This is a genomic window from Ramlibacter sp. (genome assembly GCF_035655895.1).
Classification (GTDB): Bacteria; Pseudomonadota; Gammaproteobacteria; order Burkholderiales; family Burkholderiaceae_C; genus Ramlibacter.
On record NZ_DASRTN010000007.1, the window covers coordinates 16,943 to 36,795 of the forward strand.

The 19,853-nt window shown below is 69.3% G+C and carries 14 protein-coding genes; 8 read left to right on the top strand and 6 right to left on the bottom strand.

Annotated features, from left to right (window positions below):
- Positions 1-12: 12 nt before the first annotated feature.
- From VFE82_RS08875 to VFE82_RS08885, 3 genes are read left to right on the top strand one after another with little or no spacing between them, the layout of a single operon-like run.
- Positions 13-1,869 carry a TolC family protein gene (locus VFE82_RS08875; RefSeq protein ID WP_324999941.1) on the top strand — a complete coding sequence of 619 codons (1,857 nt, stop codon included), beginning with the start codon at positions 13-15 and terminating at the stop codon, positions 1,867-1,869.
- Entirely contained in the window at positions 1,869-2,708 is an 840-nt protein-coding gene (locus VFE82_RS08880; RefSeq protein ID WP_324999942.1) for an efflux RND transporter periplasmic adaptor subunit, read from the top strand. Before VFE82_RS08875 ends, VFE82_RS08880 begins: the two co-directional genes overlap by 1 nt.
- Positions 2,709-2,710: 2 nt before the next feature.
- The gene (locus VFE82_RS08885) at positions 2,711-4,042 is read left to right on the top strand and encodes an efflux RND transporter periplasmic adaptor subunit (protein ID WP_324999943.1); all 1,332 of its coding nucleotides are present in this window, start codon (positions 2,711-2,713) and stop codon (positions 4,040-4,042) included.
- A 6-nt stretch (positions 4,043-4,048) separates the two neighbouring features.
- On the opposite strand, the gene VFE82_RS08890 is transcribed toward VFE82_RS08885, so the two are convergent.
- On the bottom strand, positions 4,049-4,693 hold the full coding sequence (locus VFE82_RS08890; protein ID WP_324999944.1) for a TlpA disulfide reductase family protein: 645 nt from the start codon (positions 4,691-4,693) through the stop codon (positions 4,049-4,051).
- A 134-nt stretch (positions 4,694-4,827) separates the two neighbouring features.
- On the opposite strand from VFE82_RS08890, the gene VFE82_RS08895 reads away from it, so the two are divergent.
- Positions 4,828-6,882, top strand: a complete 2,055-nt coding sequence (locus tag VFE82_RS08895) for a site-2 protease family protein (RefSeq protein WP_324999945.1) — start codon at positions 4,828-4,830, stop codon at positions 6,880-6,882.
- A 553-nt stretch (positions 6,883-7,435) separates the two neighbouring features.
- Positions 7,436-9,937, top strand: a complete 2,502-nt coding sequence (locus VFE82_RS08900) for a tetratricopeptide repeat protein (protein WP_324999946.1) — start codon at positions 7,436-7,438, stop codon at positions 9,935-9,937.
- Between the two features lie 49 nt (positions 9,938-9,986).
- Here the strand turns inward: VFE82_RS08900 and VFE82_RS08905 are convergent, their stop codons facing one another.
- The 4 genes from VFE82_RS08905 to VFE82_RS08920 form a co-directional block, all read right to left on the bottom strand.
- Entirely contained in the window at positions 9,987-10,340 is a 354-nt protein-coding gene (locus VFE82_RS08905) for a hypothetical protein (RefSeq protein WP_324999947.1), read from the bottom strand.
- Positions 10,341-10,357: 17 nt separating this feature from the next.
- Entirely contained in the window at positions 10,358-11,941 is a 1,584-nt protein-coding gene (locus VFE82_RS08910; protein WP_324999948.1) for a MerR family transcriptional regulator, read from the bottom strand.
- A 274-nt stretch (positions 11,942-12,215) separates the two neighbouring features.
- The gene (locus tag VFE82_RS08915) at positions 12,216-13,133 is read right to left on the bottom strand and encodes a stomatin-like protein (protein WP_324999949.1); all 918 of its coding nucleotides are present in this window, start codon (positions 13,131-13,133) and stop codon (positions 12,216-12,218) included.
- Between the two features lie 22 nt (positions 13,134-13,155).
- Positions 13,156-13,581, bottom strand: a complete 426-nt coding sequence (locus tag VFE82_RS08920) for an NfeD family protein (RefSeq protein WP_324999950.1) — start codon at positions 13,579-13,581, stop codon at positions 13,156-13,158.
- 115 nt (positions 13,582-13,696) lie between these two features.
- Here VFE82_RS08920 and VFE82_RS08925 point away from each other — a divergent pair, with 115 nt between their 5' ends.
- Entirely contained in the window at positions 13,697-15,961 is a 2,265-nt protein-coding gene (locus tag VFE82_RS08925) for an arginine/lysine/ornithine decarboxylase (RefSeq protein WP_324999951.1), read from the top strand.
- 221 nt (positions 15,962-16,182) lie between these two features.
- On the opposite strand, the gene fabI is transcribed toward VFE82_RS08925, so the two are convergent.
- A complete protein-coding gene (fabI, locus tag VFE82_RS08930) occupies positions 16,183-16,974 on the bottom strand; it encodes an enoyl-ACP reductase FabI (RefSeq protein WP_324999952.1) in 792 nt (263 codons plus the stop codon).
- A gap of 37 nt (positions 16,975-17,011) precedes the next feature.
- On the opposite strand from fabI, the gene VFE82_RS08935 reads away from it, so the two are divergent.
- Both VFE82_RS08935 and VFE82_RS08940 read left to right on the top strand, forming a co-directional pair.
- Positions 17,012-18,808 carry an extracellular solute-binding protein gene (locus tag VFE82_RS08935; protein ID WP_324999953.1) on the top strand — a complete coding sequence of 599 codons (1,797 nt, stop codon included), beginning with the start codon at positions 17,012-17,014 and terminating at the stop codon, positions 18,806-18,808.
- A 2-nt stretch (positions 18,809-18,810) separates the two neighbouring features.
- Positions 18,811-19,845: a microcin C ABC transporter permease YejB gene (locus VFE82_RS08940; RefSeq protein ID WP_325000075.1), complete on the top strand. Its 1,035-nt coding sequence runs from the start codon at positions 18,811-18,813 to the stop codon at positions 19,843-19,845.
- The last annotated feature ends 8 nt before the right edge of the window (positions 19,846-19,853 follow it).

The following is a 19,853-nucleotide window of genomic DNA, read 5'->3' on the forward strand; positions in this document are numbered from 1 at the left end:
GGAAGAATCGAGATGAGGAACAGGACCTGGTACAGCCTGCTGCCGCTGGTGGCGGCGCTGGTGCTGGCGGGCTGCGGCACGGTGAAGGTCGAGCCGATGACGTCCGCCGAGCAGAAGGCGCGCGCGACGAGCGATTACGCCAAGATGCACGAGGAGCAGGAGCCGATCACCGGGCCGCTCACGTTCGAGGAAGTCGCCGCGCGCGCCCTCAAGTACAACCTCGACTACCGTTTGAAACTGGCCGAGCAGGCCCTGTCCGCCGACATGCTGGACGTGTCGCAGTACGACATGCTGCCCAAGCTGCTGGTCGGCGCGGGTTGGGTGTCGCGCAGCAACGAGTCGGGGGGGACTTCCGTCGGCATCGAGAGTGGCGTGCAGACGCTGTCGCCCTCCACGTCGACCGAGCGCAACCGATCGCTTCGAAGCGCGGAGCTGAGCTGGAGCATCCTGGACTTCGGCATCTCCTACTACCGTGCGCAGCAGCGTGCGGACGGCGTGCTGATGGCCGACGAGCGTCGTCGCAAGGTGATCCAGAACGTGATGCAGGACGTGCGCAACTCGTACTGGCGCGCCCTGGCCGCCCAGCGCATGCTGCCGCGGGTGGATGCGCTGCTGGAGCGGTCTCGCACCGCGCTGGCCCGCTCGCGCCAGATCGAGGACCAGCGCCTGATGCCCCCGCCGACCGTGCTGGCCTACCAACGCGCGCTCATCGACGCCGTGTCGCTGCTGCAGCAGCGCCGCCAGGACCTGGAACTCGCGCGCGCCGAACTCGTGGCGCTGATGAACCTGGCGCCCGGGACGTCCTTCACGCTGGCGGACACCGTGGCCGAGCCGCTGCCCGGCGTGCCCTCGAACGTCGAGGAGCTGGAGAAGCTGGCGCTGGAACTGAGGCCCGAAGTGCGCGAGGAGGCGTACCGCAAGCGCGTGACGCTGAACGACCTTCGGGTCGCACAGCTGTCGATCTTCCCCAACCTGTCGGCGTCGATCGGCTACCAGTACGACTCCAACAAGTACCTGTACAACAACAGCTGGGTCGATTCTGGGCTGCACCTCAGCTGGAACCTGCTGAAGCTGCCGCAGTGGCCCGCGCTCAAGCGCGCCATCGGCAACCAGGCGAGCGTGGACGACCTGCGCCGGTACGCCCAGGGCATGGCTGTGCTCACGCAGGTTCGCGTAGGTGCGCAGCGGTACGCGCTGGCCCGGACCGAGTTCGAGATGGCCGACCAGTCCGCCCGGGTGGACGAGCGGCTGCTGACCTACACGCGGGCTGCGGTGAAGACCAGCGTGGACGGCGAGCTGGAGCTCATTCGGACCGAGGCCCGGTCGCTCCTCAGCGAGTACCAGCGGCATGCCGCGTACTCGCAGGCGCAGGCGGCCTGGGGACGCGTTTACAACTCGGTCGGCCTCGACGTGCTGCCGCAGGCGCTGCAGAACGCGACGGTGCCTTCGCTGGCCAAGGCGATCCGCGACACGATGGGCGAATGGCAGCGGGTGACCTTCCGCACAGCGTCGCCACACGCCTCCATCGTGCCGGACCTGCAGGTGGTGGCCATGGGCGCCGAGGCGGACGAAGTGGGCGCGGCCGCCTCCAGCGCCCTGCGCCGGCACGGCCTGTCGACGCGCGATGCTGGCGCCGGATGGCGGCTGGAGGTGGCGTGGACGGCACCCGCCCCGGGCACCGGCGCGGCGCGCGTGAACCTGCGCCTGGTCGATCCGCAGGGGCAGAGCGTCCGCGAGAGCGCGTCCGAGTTCCCGGTCGGCGAGCGCTCGTTGGCGGTTGTTCGCGCCACCGTGCAATCCGCACTCGATTCTGAGATCGCGCAGCTGCAGGCAGCCTTGCAACCTGCGGGGGCCGCGACAATCCACTGATGCTGGAAGTCCTCAAGACAGCGCGGCCCGCCGGCCGCGCCGCGCTGCTGCTCGCACTCGCCGCGGGGGCCGCGCAGGCCCAGGTGCCTGCTTTCGCTTCGACTGCCGCGCGCCCCGCACCGGCGGCGTCGGCGGCGACGCCCGCAGCCACTCCTGCCGCGACGTCCTTGAGCGCCGGCGACAATGCCGTGCGCGTGCTGCTGATGGCCGACACCGAGACCGTGCTGCTCTCGCAATCGATCGGGCGGATCATCACGCTCAATGGCGGCATGGGTGCCCGTGTCCGCAAGGGGCAGTTGGTCGTGGCGCTTGACTGCAACGAGTCGGCCGGGCGTCTCAGGATGGCCCAGGCCGAGCTGGCCTCGGCGCGGGACACGTACGACACCAAGGTACGCCTCAAGGGACTGGATGCTGCCGGCGAGGTGGATGTGCAGCTGGCGGCGTCGGCGGTGGCCAAGGCCGAAGGCCAGATCCAGATGACCCAGGCCCAGGTTCAGAACTGCTCCGTGCACGCGCCGTTCGACGGGCGCATCGCCAAGCTGCACGTCAAGCCTTTCCAGGGCGTCACCGCCGGCCAGCCGCTGGTCGAACTGGTACGCGAAGGGCCTCCCCGGCTGCGCCTGAACGTGCCGTCCCGCTGGCTCCGGTCGCTCAAGGTCGGCACACCGTTGCGGGTGGAGGTCGACGAGACCGGCAAGACGTACCCGGCCACCGTGTCGGCGGTGAACGCGCGCGTGGACGCCGTGGCGCAGACGATCGAGATCGAGGCCCGGATCAGCGGCAGCCATGCCGAGCTGCTGCCGGGCATGAGTGGAACGGCCCGCTTCGGCGCCTTCTAGGCGTGCCGGCGACCGCAGTCACGCAGGCGGACGCCGAGCGCCTGGCTCGCCAGGCGCGGGACGTGCCCGCGCTGGCGTTCTCGATGGTCAACGACGGCTGGGCGACGCTCGGCTACCGGCAGGCGCTCGTGCTGCGCAAGCGGCTGGGGCGCTGGGGCGTCCAGGGTGCCTCTGGACTCGTGGAGGTCGGGGAAGCCACCCCGTACCAGAACTGGCTGGCCCGGGTGGCCGGCGCCCTCGAGGGCAAGATCCCGCCGCCGGCCGACGGCTTGATCCCTCCGCTGCAGTTGAAGCCAGAAGACCTGCCAGTGGACCTCGCGCAGTCCTGGGGCGAGTGGTGGCCGCCCATCGTCCTCGGACTTCCTCTGCGCGGGCGGGACGGGCTGCTCAACGGCCTGGCCCTTTTCCTGTTCGACGATCCCCCGCATCCTTCGCGCATCGCGGTGTTGGCTCAGCTGGCTGACGTTTGGCTGCACGCTTGGGCACTTCTCACCGGAAGCAGCCGGCGCGCTTGGATGCCGAGCCGCCGCACGCGCTGGATCATCGCGGGCGTCGTCGCGGCGGTGCTGTTGGTGCCGGTGCGGCAATCGGTGCTGGCGCCCGCCGAAATCATCTCCCTCGATTCCGTCGTGCTCGCTTCGCCTGTCGAAGGCGTGGTGCGTGAGGTCCTGGTGCGGCCCAACCAGGCCGTCACCGCCGACCAGCCGCTCGTGGCACTGGACGACACCACGCTGCGCAACCGGCGCGAGGTGCTGTTGAAATCCCTCGGCTCCGCGCAGGCCGAACTGCTGGCGACGACGCAGAAGTCGTTCGAGAACGTGCAGAGCAGGGGAGACATCGCACCGCTCTCCGGGCGGGTGGAAGAGCGACGCGCGGAGCTGGCGTTCGTCGAAGAGCAGTTGCAACGATCGACGCTGGCGTCCCCCAAGGCCGGCATCACGGTGTTCGGCGACCCCAACGATTGGCGTGGCCGCCCGGTGGCGGCGGGTGAACGGATCATGCTGGTGGCCGATCCCACCCGCCTGGGCATGCTGCTCCACGTGCCGGTAGGCGATGCCATCGCGGTGGACCCGGGCGCGCCGGTGCGGGTGTTCCTGCACGTGGCGCCCCTGTCGCCCCTCGATGGGGAAGTGGTTGAGACGGGCTACCAGGCGATGCTGTCCCCGGATAACGTGGCGAGCTATCGCATCCGCGCCAAGCTGTCGGGGGACGTCCGCGAGCTGCCGCGCATCGGGCTGAAGGGGACGGCCAAGCTGTACGGCAAGCGTGTGGCGCTGGGGTACTGGCTGCTGCGGCGGCCGATCGCCGCGGCGCGCGAATGGGCCGGGTTCTGAGGGCTGCTAGAGATGCGCCAGGTAAGCGTCGAACTCGTCGACCTCGATGTCACCTTCGTCCACGCTGACGATCACGCCGCGCCGGCTGCGCACCATCAAGGTGGGCAGGCTGCGGGCGACCATGGTGGGTCCGAGCCCGGCCGACGCGGCCATCCCCGCCGGCCACTGGAAACCCGAGAGCTGGTACGAGGCGAGCGCCTTCGACACCTCGGCTTCCGTCGACAGCGCCAGCAGTTCAAGGCCTTTCGTTCGGTGCCGCAGCCAGAACTCGTGCAGCCGTGGCGAGACCACTTTGCAGATGGGGCACCAACTGGCCCAGAAGTAGACCATCAGCAGCTTGCCGGCCGCCTTCCGGGCGGACCACTCCTGGCCGTCGAACGTGCGCAACGCGTGCTTCAGCCTGGGCATGGTGCCCACGGCCGGGTGCACAGGTTCGCCCGTCTGGTCGGCGATCGATTCGGCCACCGCGCGGGCGGCACTCGCTTCTTCGGCTGCCGTCATCGGCCGCGCGGCACGCGCCTTGGCGTTGCGCAGGTTTGCGGTCGAGTGGGTGGCCGTGGCCTGGGCCGCCGCCCAGCCGGGCAGGGTGGCCGCGGCGGCGGCAAGCATCAAACGGCGGCGGTCATTCGACATGGCGGGCAGTTTATCCATCGGACCCTGGCCAGGCCAGCCGTCGTGGAGCTTGCACCGTGAATGCGTCTTCGCCTGCGTTGCCGGGCCAGGGCGCAGCCGCGGCGCCGGACGTGCCGTCGCTCCCGCCGTTGCCGCCGCTGCGTGAAGACCTGGTGCTGTTCCCGTCCTCGGACCACGTCGATGGCTCGCCTTCGTGGGTGGTGCAGGATCCGGTGCGGAACAAGTTCGCGCGCATTGGCTGGCTCGAGTTCGAGCTCCTTTCGCACTGGCAGGACGATCCGGTCGCGGTCGCGACCGAGGTAGCCCGCTCCACCACGTTGCGTCCCTCCGTCGAGGACGTCCTGGCCTTTGCAGGGTTCCTCCAGTCGCAGGGCTTCGTGCGCCTGGAACGCGCGCGCGATCTTGCACAGGCCCGCGCCGTTCCCCGCAAACCCGGCCTGACGGATTGGCATTGGTGGCTGCACAACTACCTGTTCTTCCGCATCCCCCTGGTGCGTCCGGACAAGTGGCTGCAGTGGCTCGCACCGCGGCTGGACTGGCTGTTTTCGCCGGCCTTCCTGTTGCTGCTCGCCGGTGCCGGGCTGCTGGGCGGGGTGCTGGCCCTGCGACAGGGCGAGTTGTTCCTGCGGACGTTCGTCGACTCCTTCACCCTCTCCGGTTTCGTGAGCTTTGCCATCGCGCTGATGCTGGCCAAGACGCTCCACGAATTGGGGCACGCAGTGGTGGCCACGCGCCATGGCGTGCGCGTCGCCCACATGGGCGTGGCATTCCTCGTGCTCTGGCCGATGCTCTATACGGACACCAGCGAGTCGTGGCGGCTGCGCAATCACCGTCACCGACTGCGCATCGCAGCCGCTGGCATCGCGGTGGAGATGGCCCTCGCCGGCGTGTCGCTCCTGGGCTGGGCACTGACCGCCCCCGGTCCTTTGCGCAGCGCCTTCTTCTACCTGGCCACGACCAGCCTGGTGATGACGCTGGCCTTGAACAGCAGCCCCTTCATGCGGTTCGATGGCTACTATGTCGTGTCGGACGCGCTGGACATGCCGAACCTGCACGACCGGGCGGGCGCGATGGCGCGCACCTGGTTGCGACGGACGCTCCTGGGGTGGCGGGATGCGTGGCCCGAAGACGTTCCGCGGGAACGCCGTGGCGCCATGATCGCCTTTGCACTGGGCACCTGGTGCTACCGGCTGGTGCTGTTCCTCGGCATCGCCATCGCCGTCTACCTGATGTTCTTCAAGCTCCTCGGGATCTTCCTGTTCGCGGTCGAGATCACGTGGTTCATCGCGCGCCCCGTGTGGAGCGAGCTGAAGGTGTGGATCAAGCGCCGCAGCGAGAGCCAGCGCGGTCGCGCGCGGCTGGTGCTGCTGATGCTGTTCATGGCATTGGGCCTCCTGGCGTTCCCCTGGGCACATGACATCCATGCACCGGCCCAACTGCGGGCCGAGTTCCGGACCGTCTACAGCCCGCTGGCCTCGCGCATCGTCGCCTTGCGTGCGCCCGGCGACGTGAGGGCGGGCGAGCCGGTCGTCGTGCTGGACAGCCCCAAGCTGCGCAACGACGCCGAGCGTGCCCGCATCAACGTGATCGCGGCCCGCGCGCAGTTGCACACCGCGGCCGCCGACGCGGAGCAACGCCGCGATCAGATCGGGCGGCTGGACGAGACCGTGCAGCTGTACCAAGCGGAGTCGCAGGCCGCTGGCCAGGAGCTCGCCCGGCTTCGGCTGTCGCCCGGCTTCGATGCCCGCTGGACCGACGTCGAACCGACGCTGGCCGTGGGCAGCTGGGTGCGGCCGCAAGATCCGATCGGCACGCTGGTGGACCTGCGCCGGTGGTTGGTTGAAGCTTGGGTGACGGAGCGCGACGTGCAGTACCTGCGCGCAGGCGCCAAGGGTCGCTTTCACGCCGCCAACGGGTTGGATGCGCCACAGGTCGTCACCGTCCAGCAGGTGGACACCGTGCGGGTTTCCGAACTGCCACACCCAGCGCTGTCGTCGGAGCACGGTGGACCGATCCCGGCGACGACCGAAGGCAGGGCCATTGTCCCCAAGGAGGGGCTGTATCTGGTGCGCCTGCAGGTCGAGGGAGCGCCGACGCAAGCGCGCTGGGCCTCGGGTCGCGTGACGCTCGAGGGCGCGCGGCACTCGCTGTTGTGGGATGGCGTCCGCTATGCGATATCCGTCCTGATCCGCGAAAGCGGGTTCTGATCGGTCCCCGATCCCCGCGACCCGCGACGTGTAGACGAGTCAGGCCGGGCTGTACGCCTCCTGTCCGGCCACCCGGGCCGCGAGGTGGCGCGTCCGCACAGACGGAGTACCTGATCGCCGGGGTCCTGGCCATGACGCCCCCTGAAAGGCAGTCGCGATCCTCACCTCGCGGAGAACGGATTCACCGGGCGCTCGAGCGCAGGCAACCTGGCGGTGCCGAGGCGCACCGCGCAGAACAGGGCGACGTCGTCCGGCCGGCGCCTCGCCCGTGCGCTGCTGCAGATGTTCCCCGGGGTCGGCCATGTGAGCCTCGGCGCCGCGCTCCTGGAGGGCGCGGCATGCCGGGGACGAGCGACCGGCATCCGCCGTCGGAGGAAGGTCATCTCGTTTGGCTGGGGAGCCGCAGTTCGCCAGCATCGGGCGTGGCCCGCCGATCGGGATAATGGCGGGCCGCGATGCCTCCGATCCGAACCGCCCGATCCCCTTCCGCTTGCAAGCGGTCCCGCGCAGCCCTGCTGGCCAGCACCGGCGGCAGCCTGGTGGAGCACGCACGATGAGCCGGCTGGACATCCCGCAGCTGCTGGCGATCGGGGAACAGTCGTTCCGCAGCGGCAACCACGCGGCGGCCCGCTCGATCTTCGAACAGATCCTGGCGACACAGCCGCGCCACTCGCGCGCGAGCGAGTGCCTGGCCTACATCCTGGGTCGGGCGGGGCAGGGCCAGGCCGCGCAACGGCTGCTCGAGGTGGCCTGCGAGGATCCGGATTGCTCGGCCGAGGCGCTCTACTACCTGGGTGCGTCCTACCTCCACCAGGACCGCGCGCCACTGGCCATTCCCTGCTTTGAACGCGCGCTGCGCAAGGCCGGCGATTTCTTCGAAGGCCTGCACGAGCTCGGCACCGCGCAGTCGCGGGTGGGCGATTTCGCCGGCGCGCTGTCCAGTTATCAACAGGCGGCCCGGCTGAACCCGAAGTCCTTCCAGGCCCATTTCAACCTGGGCCGCATGCACGATGAACTCCGGCAGTTCGCGGCCGCGGCCGACAGCTACGGCCGGGCGATCGCGCTGCAGCCGGATTTCGCGCCGGCCTGGTCCAACCGCGGCATCGCGCGCTCGGAGCTCCAGCAGCACACCCAGGCGCTGGCCGACCACGAGCAGGCGACGCGCCTGGACCCCGGAGACCCCGAAGCCTGGACCAACCAGGCCGTCACCCTCGGCCACCTCGGACGCCACCAGGAAGCACTGGCGTGCTATGACCGTGCCCTGCAGATCCGCCCCGACGATGCCCGTGCCTGGTCCAACCGCGGCGTGACCCTCGACGCCTTGCGCCGGCATGGTGAAGCGCTGGCCTGCCACGCGCGGGCGACGCAGGCGGCGCCCGACGACGCCCAGGCATGGGCCAACCAGGCGCTGGCGCTGCACCACCTGGGGCGCCACGAGGAGGCCCTGAGCCAGCTGGACCGGGCGCTGTCGCTGGCGCCGGGCCTGGCGCGCGCCTGGGCCGACCAGGGCATCGTCCAGGCGCATGTGAAGCGGTACGAACAGGCCCTGGCGAGCTACGACCGCGCCCTCCAGCTGAGGCCGGACGACGCCGAGACGCTCACCAACAAGGGGGTGGCGCTGTCGATGCTGGGCCGCCGCGCCGAGGGGCTGGCGCTGTTCGAACAGGCCCTGGCCATCCGGCCGGAGCTCGACTACCTGCTGGGCCAGGCCGTCAACGCGCAGATCTCGATGTGCCAGTGGAACGGCCTGGCGGCCCGGCTGGACGACCTGGCCGCGCGCATTCGTGCCGGCGCCAGGGCGATCGCCCCGTTCCCGGCGCTGGCGGTGTTCGACGTGCCCGAACTGGGGCTGCGGGCCGCGGCCACCTGGGCGCGGGACAAGCATCCGGTGGCGGCAATGCACCCGGTGGCTGGCCAGAAGCAGCGCGCCGATCGCATCGTCGTCGGCTACTACTCGGCCGATTTCCATGACCACGCCACGTCGTACCTGATGGCGGAATTCTTCGAGCGGCACGATCGCCGCCGGTTCGAGCTGGTCGCGTTCTCCTTCGGGCCCGACGTCGACGATGCCAGCCGGCGCAGGCTGGTCGCGACCTTCGACCGCTTCCTCGACGTGCGCAGCGACAGCGACGAGGCGATCGCGCGGCGGTCGCGCGAGCTCGGGGTGGACATCGCGGTCGACCTGAAAGGCTTCACGCTCGACGGCCGCCCGGGCATCTTCGCCCAGCGTGCCGCGCCAATCCAGGTGAGCTACCTCGGCTATCCCGGCAGCACCGGTGCCGACTTCATGGACTACGTGCTGGCGGACGCGGTGGTCGTGCCCGAGGGCGACGAGCCCTTCTACAGCGAGAAGATCGTGCGGCTGCCGTTCAGCTACCAGGTGACCGACACGCGGCGCGCGGTGTCGCCATCACCGCCGTCCCGCCGGGAGGCCGGCCTGCCCGAGCAGGGCATCGTCTTGTGCTGCTTCAACAACAACTACAAGATCACGCCCGAGACGTTCGATTCGTGGACGCGCATCCTGCGCCGGGTGGAGGGCAGCGTGCTGTGGCTGCTGGCGGCCGATGCGGCGGCCGTGGCCAACCTGCGGCGCGAGGCGGTGGCGCGCGGCATCGCCGCCGAGCGCCTGGTGTTCGCAAAGTTCGCGCCCCTGGCCGACCACCTCGCGCGCTACCGGCTGGCCGACCTGTTCCTGGACACCTTGCCCTACAACGCCCACACCACCGGCAGCGACGCGCTGTGGTGCGGGGTGCCGGTCGTGACCCTGCAGGGCCGGGCGTTCGCGGGCCGCGTGGCGGCAAGCCTGCTGCACGCCGTCGGCCTGCAGGAGCTGGTCACGCATTCGCGGCAGGACTACGAGAACCTGGCCGTGGCGCTGGCCAGCGACCCTGTCAGGCTGGGCGAGCTGCGGCGGCGGCTGGAGGCTGAGCGCCAGACCGCGCCGCTGTTCGACACGGCGCGGTCCACCCGCGCGATCGAGGCAGCCTACGAGGAGATGGTCCGGCGCCACCGGGCTGGCCTGCCCCCGGAGCACCTGCGCATCCCGGCGTCGTGAGGGACGGCCGGCGAGGGCGGGGCGAGACCGGGGCAGGCGAGGGCGGCCGTCAACTGCGACCAAGCGGGCTGGGTCGTGACCGCAACCCGCGCGGCAGCAGTTCGACGAACATGTCGCTGATCATCTCGATCTGCTCGTAGGCCGCCGCCTCCCCGTGCTCGCGGGCGAGCAGCGCCATCAATTCGCCGCGGACGAACCAGAGCGCCTGCACGTCGTCCGCATACCGGATGCGCCGGCGCACCGCAATGGTCCGCTCGTCGGAGTCCATCGAGGTGAGGTCCAGCATCTTCTGGCGGATGTCCTCCAGGCCGAACCCGGCCTCGCCGTCGGGCGGCAGGGTGGTGGGGCCCCCGCTGAAGATCGCATGCAGGCTGTTGCGGAGATTGGGTTTGAACCAGCGCATCTCGTTCTCCTCGTTCCTCAGGCCTCGACCGCCGCGGGCCCCGGCGCGCCCGCAGCGGGCACGTCTAGGTCCAGGACTTCGGTGACGGACAGATCGGCAATGGACGGCGAAACCGCGCCGGACGGCACCGGCTGGGACGACACGAGGTCGGCCAGCGGCAAAAAGCAGGACAGCAGCCAGGCGTCGCCGTCGCCGGCGGCGCGCGGCACCCCGTGGGTGAGACGGGCGCGTTCGGCGCCGGTGAGCCTGTCGACCAGGTGGCGGGTCACCCAGATGCCGCCGGCACGCGCCAGCGCGGACAGCTGCCGGGCCTGGTCAGCGGCGTTGCCCAGGACGACCAGTTCCACCGGTTCGGACGACCGCAGCGGGCCGATCCATTCGCGGCCCTCGTCGATGCCGGTGTTCATGCACAGCTGGACGTCCCAGCCCTTGCGGGCCTGCCACCGCGCGCTCACCGACCGCATCGCCTCGCGCGCCTGATGGGCCGCGGCCAGCGCGCACCACAGGTGGCTCGCGTCGGCCTCGGGCAGGAAGTAGCAGACCATGCCTTCGCCCGGATGCCGGGCGTGGCGCCCGCCGTGACGGCGGAAGATCAGGTCGAGCTCGCTCCAGATCTCGTTGACCAGCTCGAAGTATTCCCGTGCCGGCAACTGCCGCCACAGCTTGCCGGCGTCCTGCAGGCCCGTCGCCAGGACGGCGACCGACGCCAGCGCCGGCAACGGCATCGCGGGCGCGGGCGCGGGGGCCGCGGTGACCGGTGGCACCACCGTCAGCGCGGCGGAGCCTGCGCCGCGGTCCGGGGACGCGATGAACAGGGTCCCCTCGCGGAAACGGACCGCATGCAGCACGACCGACGCGTCGCCGGCCGGCAGCCGCAGGTGGGCCGCGGGGTCCTGGAACGGTGCACTGCCGGCGGCCGCGACCTGCTGCAGCCGCTCCAGCAGGGCGGCTGGCAGGCCGTCCATGCCGGCGACGGCGTCGGGATGGGGCCGGCCCATCATGCGCAGGTGGAAGCCGATGGCGGCGCCGCCAGTCTCCCGGTCCGGCGCCGGCCAGGCGGCCAGACGTTTGACGACCTCGGCCGGGGCAGCCCGCGCGTCGAGCCCGCACCAGGGCGATCGCGGATCCCGGCGCGCCGCCTCGTTCAGCCAGGCCAGGCCGAATCCCTCGTCCAGCAGCCAGGCGGGATGGGGAATCTGCGGCAATGAGAGTTCCGGCCCGGCACCCGCCGACGAGGCCCGCGGGGTGCTCTGGTCGATGGCCGGAGCGGTGAGGGGAGCGGGAAGGGGGGCCGCAAGGGGCGGCTGCCGGGTCGCGGCCGGGATGGGCGCCACGGTCGCGCCGCGCCGATCGCCGACATCGGCCGCGCCCGAGAAGCGACCCGCGATGCGCGCGATGCTCCAGCCCTCCCGCTTGAGCCGCTGGATCTCGGCGATGCGCTCGACGGTGTCGTCCGGGAAGTAGCCGATGCGGGGAGCGGCGCCGTCATCCGGACTGGGCGGCAACACGTCAGGACGGGGCAGCAGGCCCGTGCTGATGTAGTTGTTCAGGGTTGCACGGGAGATTCCCGTGCGTTCCAGAACCTCTTTGCTCGTCAACACGATGGGCCGGCCTCTGTCCAAGACTGTATAGATCTATCTTGGACAGAGATGGACAGTCAGTCAAGACAGACTTGGCGGCTTTGTTGCTGACCTCCAACAGTCGCGCCCAGTCTGCGGGAAACTACGGGCGTCAGTCCCCGAAGCCGTGTGTCCAGACGTATGATTGTATCTGGACAGATCGTCGGACTGCCACTTGGACAGTCGGATGGACAGAGACCGCCGCCGGCAGGACGGTTGGCAGCGCGGGCCTCCCGGGCCCGCAGACCCCGGAAGGTCAGGCCCCGGTGCGCCCGGCCTGGACCATGCGCATGGCCGAGGCGATCAGTGCCGAGACCTCGCCCATGTTGCCCGGCACGATCAGGGTCGTGTTCGCTTCGTTGGCGACGTTGCGGAAAGCGTCGACCGCGCGCTCGGCCACCTTCAGCTGGACCGCCTGTTCGCCGCCCGGCTGCCGGATCGCCTCGGCGACCTGGCGGATGGCACCGGCCGTGGCTTCGGCCACCGCCAGGATGGCGGCGGCCTCGCCCTGGGCCTTGTTAATCTCGGCCTGCTTCTCGCCCTCGGAGCGGGCGATGAATGCCTCCCGCTCGCCGGTGGCGATGTTGATCTGCTCCTGGCGGCGGCCTTCCGATGCCGCGATCAGGGCGCGCTTCTCCCGCTCCGCGGTGATCTGTGACTGCATCGCGCGCAGGATCGCCTCGGGCGGCGTCAGGTCCTTGATCTCGTAGCGCAGGACCTTCACGCCCCAGTTCAGGGCGGCCTCGTCGATGGCCGCGACCACCTGGGCGTTGATCACGTCCCGCTCCTCGAACGTCTTGTCCAGCTCCAGCTTGCCGATCACGCTGCGCAGGGACGTCTGGGCCAGTTGCGTGACCGCCACGATGTAGTTGGACGAGCCGTAGCTGGCGCGCATCGGGTCGGTCACCTGGAAGTAGAGGATGCCGTCGACCTGCAGCTGCGTGTTGTCGCGCGTGATGCAGATCTGGCTCGGGACGTCCAGCGGGATCTCCTTGAGGCTGTGCTTGTAGGCCACCTTGTCGATGAACGGCACCAGGAAGTTCAGGCCCGGTGTCAGCGTGCCGTGGTACTTGCCCAGGCGCTCCACGACCCACGCGTGCTGCTGTGGCACGACCTGGATGGTGCGGACCACGAACACGGCCGCGATGACGAACAGGACGATGGCGATTTCCATAAGTGCCCCTCCAGGCGGTTGGTCAGAGTTTCTCGACGATCAGGCGGCTGCCCACCACCTCGCGGACCCGGTGCAGGCCGCAGGAGGGATGGATGCCGGCAGCATGGGCGACGGTCCAGGTGGCGCCGCGGTAGCGAACCTGCGCGGTGCCATCCGGCTGCCAGCCGTCGACCATGACCGTCTCGCCGACATCCAGGTTGACGTCCCGGTTGCCCGCCGCCGCCGGTGGCCGCCCCTGCCGCCCGCGCAGCAGATGCCAGGCGGCGACCGCGCCGCCGCCCACCACGGCCGCCGACACCAGCTGCGTCGGCAGGCCGGTGCCGACATGGGCGGCCAGGGCGCCCGCGGCCAGGCCGATGGCCAGCATCAGCAAATAGAACGTGCCGGTCATCAGTTCGACCGCCACGGCCGCCCCGGTCAGCAGCCACCAGACCGTTGATTCGGCCATCCACATCTCCTCGTCAGGTTTGCACGGCATTGTGGTGCATGTGCCCCGCGGACCTGGGCAGCGCCCGATTGCATACACTCCCGGCTCACCTTTTGCGCCCCCACCGACGCCGTCCATGAAATTCCGCTTCCCCATCGTCATCATCGATGAAGACTACCGCTCCGAGAACACGTCGGGCCTGGGCATCCGCGCGCTCGCGCAGGCCATCGAGGCCGAAGGGTTCGAGATCCTGGGCGTGACCAGCTACGGCGACCTGTCGCAGTTCGCGCAGCAGCAAAGCCGCGCCAGCGCGTTCATCCTGTCGATCGACGACGAGGAGTTCACCTCCGGCCCCGATCCGGACCCGGCCGTGCTGAACCTGCGCAACTTCATCGCCGAAGTGCGCCGCAAGAACCCGGATGTGCCGATCTACATCTACGGCGAGACCAAGACCTCCCAGCACCTGCCCAACGACATCCTGCGGGAGCTGCACGGCTTCATTCACATGTACGAGGACACGCCGGAGTTCATGGCGCGCCACATCATCCGGGAGGCCAAGTCGTACCTGGAAGGCATCCAGCCGCCGTTCTTCAAGGCCCTGCTGGACTACGCCGAGGACGGCTCCTATTCCTGGCACTGTCCCGGCCATTCGGGCGGGGTGGCCTTCCTCAAGAGCCCGGTGGGCCAGATGTTCCACCAGTTCTTCGGGGAGAACATGCTGCGGGCGGACGTCTGCAACGCGGTGGACGAGCTGGGCCAGCTGCTGGACCACACCGGCCCGGTGGCGGCCAGCGAGCGCAACGCGGCGCGCATCTTCAACGCCGACCACTGCTTCTTCGTCACCAACGGCACCAGCACCTCCAACAAGATGGTCTGGCACCACGAGGTGGCGCCGGGCGACGTGGTGGTGGTGGACCGCAACTGCCACAAGTCGATCCTGCACTCGATCATCATGACCGGGGCGATCCCGGTGTTCCTGAAGCCGACGCGCAACCACTTCGGCATCATCGGGCCGATCCCGCAGAGCGAGTTCACGCCGGAATCGATCCGCCAGAAGATCCGGGCCAACCCGCTGCTGGCCGGCGTCGACCCCGACCAGGTCAAGCCGCGCATCCTGACCCTGACCCAGTCGACCTACGACGGCGTCCTGTACAACACCGAGACCATCAAGGGGATGCTGGACGGCTACGTGGAGGCGCTGCACTTCGACGAGGCCTGGCTGCCCCACGCCGCCTTCCATCCCTTCTATGGCAGCTTCCATGCCATGGGCAAGAAGCGGGCGCGGCCGCAGAAGTCGCTGGTCTACTCGACCCAGTCCATCCACAAGCTGCTGGCCGGCATCAGCCAGGCCAGCCACGTGCTGGTGCAGGACGCCAAGGAGAACAAGCTGGACCGCCACCTGTTCAACGAGGCGTTCCTGATGCACACGTCGACCAGCCCGCAGTACGCCATCATCGCCAGCTGCGACGTGGCCGCCGCGATGATGGAGCCGCCCGGCGGCACCGCGCTGGTGGAGGAATCGATCGTCGAGGCCCTGGATTTCCGGCGTGCCATGCGCAAGGTCGACCAGGAGTACGGCAAGGACTGGTGGTTCAAGGTCTGGGGTCCGGACAAGCTGGCCGAGCAGGGCACGGGCCGCGGCGAGGACTGGATCATCAAGGGCGAGGCGCGCACTGCCAAGTGGCACGGCTTCGGCAACCTGGCCGAGGGCTTCAACATGCTGGACCCGATCAAGTCCACCATCGTCACGCCCGGCCTGGACCTGAACGGGAAGTTCGCCAAGACCGGCATCCCGGCCTCGATCGTCACCAAGTTCCTCGCCGAGCACGGCGTCATCGTGGAGAAGACCGGTCTCTACAGCTTCTTCATCATGTTCACCATCGGCATCACCAAGGGCCGCTGGAACACGCTGCTGACCGCGCTGCAGCAGTTCAAGGACGACTACGCCAAGAACCAGCCGATGTGGCGGATCCTGCCGGAGTTCTGCCAGCAGTACCCCCGCTACGAGCGCATGGGCCTGGCGGACCTGTGCCAGTTCGTGCACGAGCTGTATGCCAAGTACGACATCGCCCGGCTCTCCACCGAGATCTACCTGAGCGACCTGCAGCCGGCCATGAAGCCCAGCGATGCCTTCGCGCACATCGCCCACCGCAAGACCGAGCGGGTGGAGATCGACCACCTCGAGGGCCGGATCACCACCTCTCTCGTCACGCCGTACCCGCCGGGCATCCCGTTGCTGATCCCCGGCGAGGTGTTCAACCGCAAGATCGTCGACTACCTGAAGTTCTCGCGCGAGTTCAACTCGCAGTGCCCGGGCTTCGAGACCGACATCCACGGCCTGGTCGAGGAACGCGACGCCGACGGCAAGGTCCGGTTCTACGCCGACTGCGTGCAGGTCTGAACCGGCCATGAGCACCGCCGCGGCCACGCCGGACCTGCGCCAGGGGCGCAGCCTCGCTGGCCGTGTGGGTCCCGGGGCCGGTGGTCAAGAGCGTCGGCTTCGGCTCGCCGCTGCTGGTGCCGGCCGGGGTCGCCGCGGTCACGGCGACGATCGCCAACGTCGTGCCGGACGAGGGGCCGGCCCGAGGCCGGCCGACCGTCAGGCCGCCGGTTCGGCGACCGTCAGGCCGCCGGTTCGGCGATGCCGCCGACGACGTGGCTGAAGCCGCCGTCGACGTAGGTGATCTCGGCGCTGACGCCGGCCGCCAGATCGGACAGCAGGAAGGCCGCCACGTTGCCCACGTCGTCGATGGTCACGTTGCGGCGGATCGGGGAGGTCTCGGCGACCACCGACAGGATCTTGCCGAAGCCCTTGATGCCGCTGGCCGCCAGCGTCTTGATCGGGCCGGCGCTGATGCCGTTGACGCGGATGCCGCGCGGGCCGAGCGACTCGGCCAGGTAGCGCACCGACGCTTCCAGCGAGGCCTTGGCCAGGCCCATGGTGTTGTAGTTGGGCACCGTGCGGATGGCGCCCAGGTAGCTCAGCGTCAGCAGGGCGGCCTGCGGGTTCAGCATCGGCAGGGCGGCCTTGGCCATCGCCGGGAAGCTGTAGGCGCTGATGTCGTGCGCGATGCGGAAGCCTTCGCGCGACAGGCCATCCAGGAAGTCGCCGGCGATCGCCTCGCGCGGTGCAAAACCGATGGCGTGCACGAACCCGTCGAACTTGGGCCAATGCGCCGACAGGTCGGCGAACAGGCGGGCGATCTGGGCGTCGTCGCCCACGTCGCAATCGAACACCAGCTTGGAATCGAACTCCGCCGCGAACTCCGTGATGCGCTCCTTGAAGCGCTCGCCGACATAGCTGAACGCCAGCTCGGCGCCCTGTGCGCGGCAGGCCTTGGCGATGCCGTAGGCGATGGAGCGGTTGGACAGCACGCCCGTGATCAACAATTTCTTGCCAGTGAGAAAGCCCATGCGTCTTGCCTCGGAAAAACTTGGGCAGAATTGTCGCATGCGAGGTTGGCTGCTCCTGCTGGCATCCGTGGCGGCCGTGCCTTCGTGGGCGGCCCACGCCTACGCACAGTTCGGCGACGTCAAGTACCCGCCGTCCTTCACGCACTTCGACTACGTCAATCCGTCGGCCCCCAAGGGCGGCGAGATCCGGATGGTGCCGCCCACGCGGCCGACCAACTTCGACAAGTTCAATCCGTTCACGCTCAAGGGCACGGCACCGTACGGCATCACCGAGCTGATGTTCGACAGCCTGCTCACGGGCAACAGCGACGAACCCACCACCGCCTACGGCCTGCTCGCCGAGGATGTGGAGGTGGCCGCCGACGGTCTTTCCGCCACCTTCCGGCTGCGGCCGCAGGCCCGCTTCCACGACGGCAAGCCGGTGCTGGCCGCCGACGTGGTGCATTCCTGGCGCACCCTGGTCAGCAAGGCCGCAGCGCCGCAGTACCGCACCATCTACGCCGACGTGAAGCAGGCGGTCGCGGTGGACGAGCGCACCGTCCGCTTCGACTTCGCCTCGGCCAACCGTGAACTACCGCTGATCGTCGGCGGCATGGCCGTCTTCAGCCGCGAGTGGGGCAGGGGACGGCCGTTCGACCAGGTCGTGTCCGACGTGCCCATCGCCTCGGGCCCGTACCGGATTGCGAGCCCGCGCATGGGGCGCGACATCACCTACCAGCGCGATCCGCAGTACTGGGCGCGCGACCTCCCGGTGCGCCGCGGGCACTTCAACTTCGACCGGGTCAGCTTCAAGATCTACCTGGACGAGACGTCGCGCTTTGAAGGCCTGAAGGCCGGCGAGTTCGATTTCATGCGGGAGTTCATCTCGCGCAACTGGGCGCGGCAGTACAGCGGCCGGCAGTTCGCGTCCGGCGAACTGGCCAAGCGCGCCTTCGAGAACCGCAATCCCGGGGACTTCCAGGGCTACGTGTTCAACCTGCGCAAGCCGAAGTTCCAGGACATCCGGGTGCGCAAGGCGATCGGCCTGGCGATGGATTTCGAGTGGATGAACCGGCAGCTCTTCTACGGCATCTACAAGCGCGTCAACGGCTATTTCCCCAACAGCGAGTTCCAGGCCGAGGGACTGCCCAAGGCCGACGAACTGGCGCTGCTGGAGCCGTTGCGCGGCAAGCTGCGTCCGGAGGTGTTCGGTCCGGCGCCGGTCGCACCCAGCACGGCGCCGCCGAACAGCCTGCGCGACAACCTCCGCCAGGCGCAGCAGCTGCTCAAGGAAGCCGGATGGACCTGGCGCGACGGGGCGCTGCGCAACGCGCAAGGCGAGCCTTTCGTGATGGAGTTCCTCAACGACCAGCCGTCCCTGGTGCGCATCGTCGGGCCGTTCCAGAAGGCACTGGAGAAGCTGGGCATTCAGCTGGTCTACCGCAACGTCGACTTCTCGCTGTCCAAGCAGAAGATGGACGCCTTCGACTTCGAGCTGACCTCGCTGCGTGCGCCCGGGAGCACGGCACCCGGCAGCGAGCTGCTCGAGCGGTTCGGCTCCGCGGCGGCGGGAACGCCGGGATCCTCCAACATCTGGGGCATCGCGGATCCCGCGGTCGACGCCTTGCTGCTGAAGGTCGTCGGGGCGCGCACCCGGGCCGACCTGTCCGCTGCCATGCGGGCACTGGACCGGGTGCTGGCGCACGGGTACTACTCGGTGCCGCAGTACTACGGCGACGCGTTCCTGGTCGGGTTCCGGCCGCGGCGCTTCGAGCTGCCGTCCGTGATCCCGCCGTACTACCAGGTAGACCTGTGGGCCGTGTCGACCTGGTGGGCGACGCCTTCGAACCGCTGACCATGGCCGCGTACATCCTCAAACGGCTGCTGCTGATGATTCCCACGCTGCTGGGCGTGCTGCTGATCACCTTTGCCATCGTGCAGTTCGTGCCGGGCGGGCCGGTGGAGCAGATGGTCGCCCAGTTGCAGGGCCGCGACTCGGGCGGCGAACGGGCGGCCGCCTCCGGCGCGGGCTACCGCGGACGGCAAGGCGTGGACGAGCAGCGCATCGCGGAGATCCGCGCGCTGTACGGCTTCGACAAGCCGCCGCACCAGCGCTTCCTGCAGATGCTCGGGCAGTTCGCCCGGTTCGACCTGGGCAAGAGCTTCTACCAGCACAAGGACGTGTGGGAGCTGGTGCGCGAGAAGCTTCCGGTCTCGGTCAGCCTGGGCTTGTGGACCTTCTTCCTGAGCTACCTGATCGCGGTGCCCCTCGGTGTCGCGAAGGCCGTGCGGGCCGGCACGCGGTTCGACTTCCTCACCACGCTGGTGGTGCTGGTGGGCTATGCCATTCCCGGCTTCGTGCTGGGAGTGGCCCTGCTGGTGGTCTTCGGTGGGCAGCTGCAGTGGTTCCCGCTGCGCGGCCTGACCTCGTCGAACTGGGAGCAGCTGAGTCTGGCCGGCAAGGTGGTCGACTATCTCTGGCACATCGCCCTGCCGGTCACCGCCATGGTGTTCGGCAGTTTCGCGGTCACGGCCATGCTGACCAAGAACGCCTTCCTCGAGGAGATCCGCAAGCAGTACGTGCTGGTCGCCCGTGCCAAGGGGCTCGACGAGCGCCGGGTGCTGTGGAAGCACGTCTTCCGCAATGCGCTGATTCCGATCATCACCGGGTTCCCGGCAGCGTTCATCGGCGCCTTCTTCACCGGCTCGTTGCTGATCGAAACCCTGTTCTCGCTGGACGGCCTGGGCCTGCTCAGCTACGAGAGCGTGATCCGCCGCGACTACCCCGTGGTGCTGGGCACGCTCTATCTGTTCACGCTGATCGGGCTGCTGACCAAGCTGATCAGCGACCTCTCGTACGTTCTGGTGGATCCGCGTGTCAAGTTCGATTGAAGCGGCCG

Bases quoted from the DNA above. Each gene is read 5' to 3' on its own strand.
- VFE82_RS08920 (WP_324999950.1), bottom strand. From the start codon at position 13,581: ATGGCCGAATCAACGGTCTGGTGGCTGCTGACCGGGGCGGCCGTGGCG.
- VFE82_RS08940 (WP_325000075.1), top strand. From the start codon at position 18,811: ATGGCCGCGTACATCCTCAAACGGCTGCTGCTGATGATTCCCACGCTG.
- VFE82_RS08925 (WP_324999951.1), top strand. From the start codon at position 13,697: ATGAAATTCCGCTTCCCCATCGTCATCATCGATGAAGACTACCGCTCC.
- VFE82_RS08880 (WP_324999942.1), top strand. From the start codon at position 1,869: ATGCTGGAAGTCCTCAAGACAGCGCGGCCCGCCGGCCGCGCCGCGCTG.
- VFE82_RS08915 (WP_324999949.1), bottom strand. From the start codon at position 13,133: ATGGAAATCGCCATCGTCCTGTTCGTCATCGCGGCCGTGTTCGTGGTC.
- VFE82_RS08890 (WP_324999944.1), bottom strand. From the start codon at position 4,693: ATGGATAAACTGCCCGCCATGTCGAATGACCGCCGCCGTTTGATGCTT.
- fabI (WP_324999952.1), bottom strand. From the start codon at position 16,974: ATGGGCTTTCTCACTGGCAAGAAATTGTTGATCACGGGCGTGCTGTCC.
- VFE82_RS08905 (WP_324999947.1), bottom strand. From the start codon at position 10,340: ATGCGCTGGTTCAAACCCAATCTCCGCAACAGCCTGCATGCGATCTTC.
- VFE82_RS08935 (WP_324999953.1), top strand. From the start codon at position 17,012: ATGCGAGGTTGGCTGCTCCTGCTGGCATCCGTGGCGGCCGTGCCTTCG.
- VFE82_RS08900 (WP_324999946.1), top strand. From the start codon at position 7,436: ATGAGCCGGCTGGACATCCCGCAGCTGCTGGCGATCGGGGAACAGTCG.
- VFE82_RS08875 (WP_324999941.1), top strand. From the start codon at position 13: ATGAGGAACAGGACCTGGTACAGCCTGCTGCCGCTGGTGGCGGCGCTG.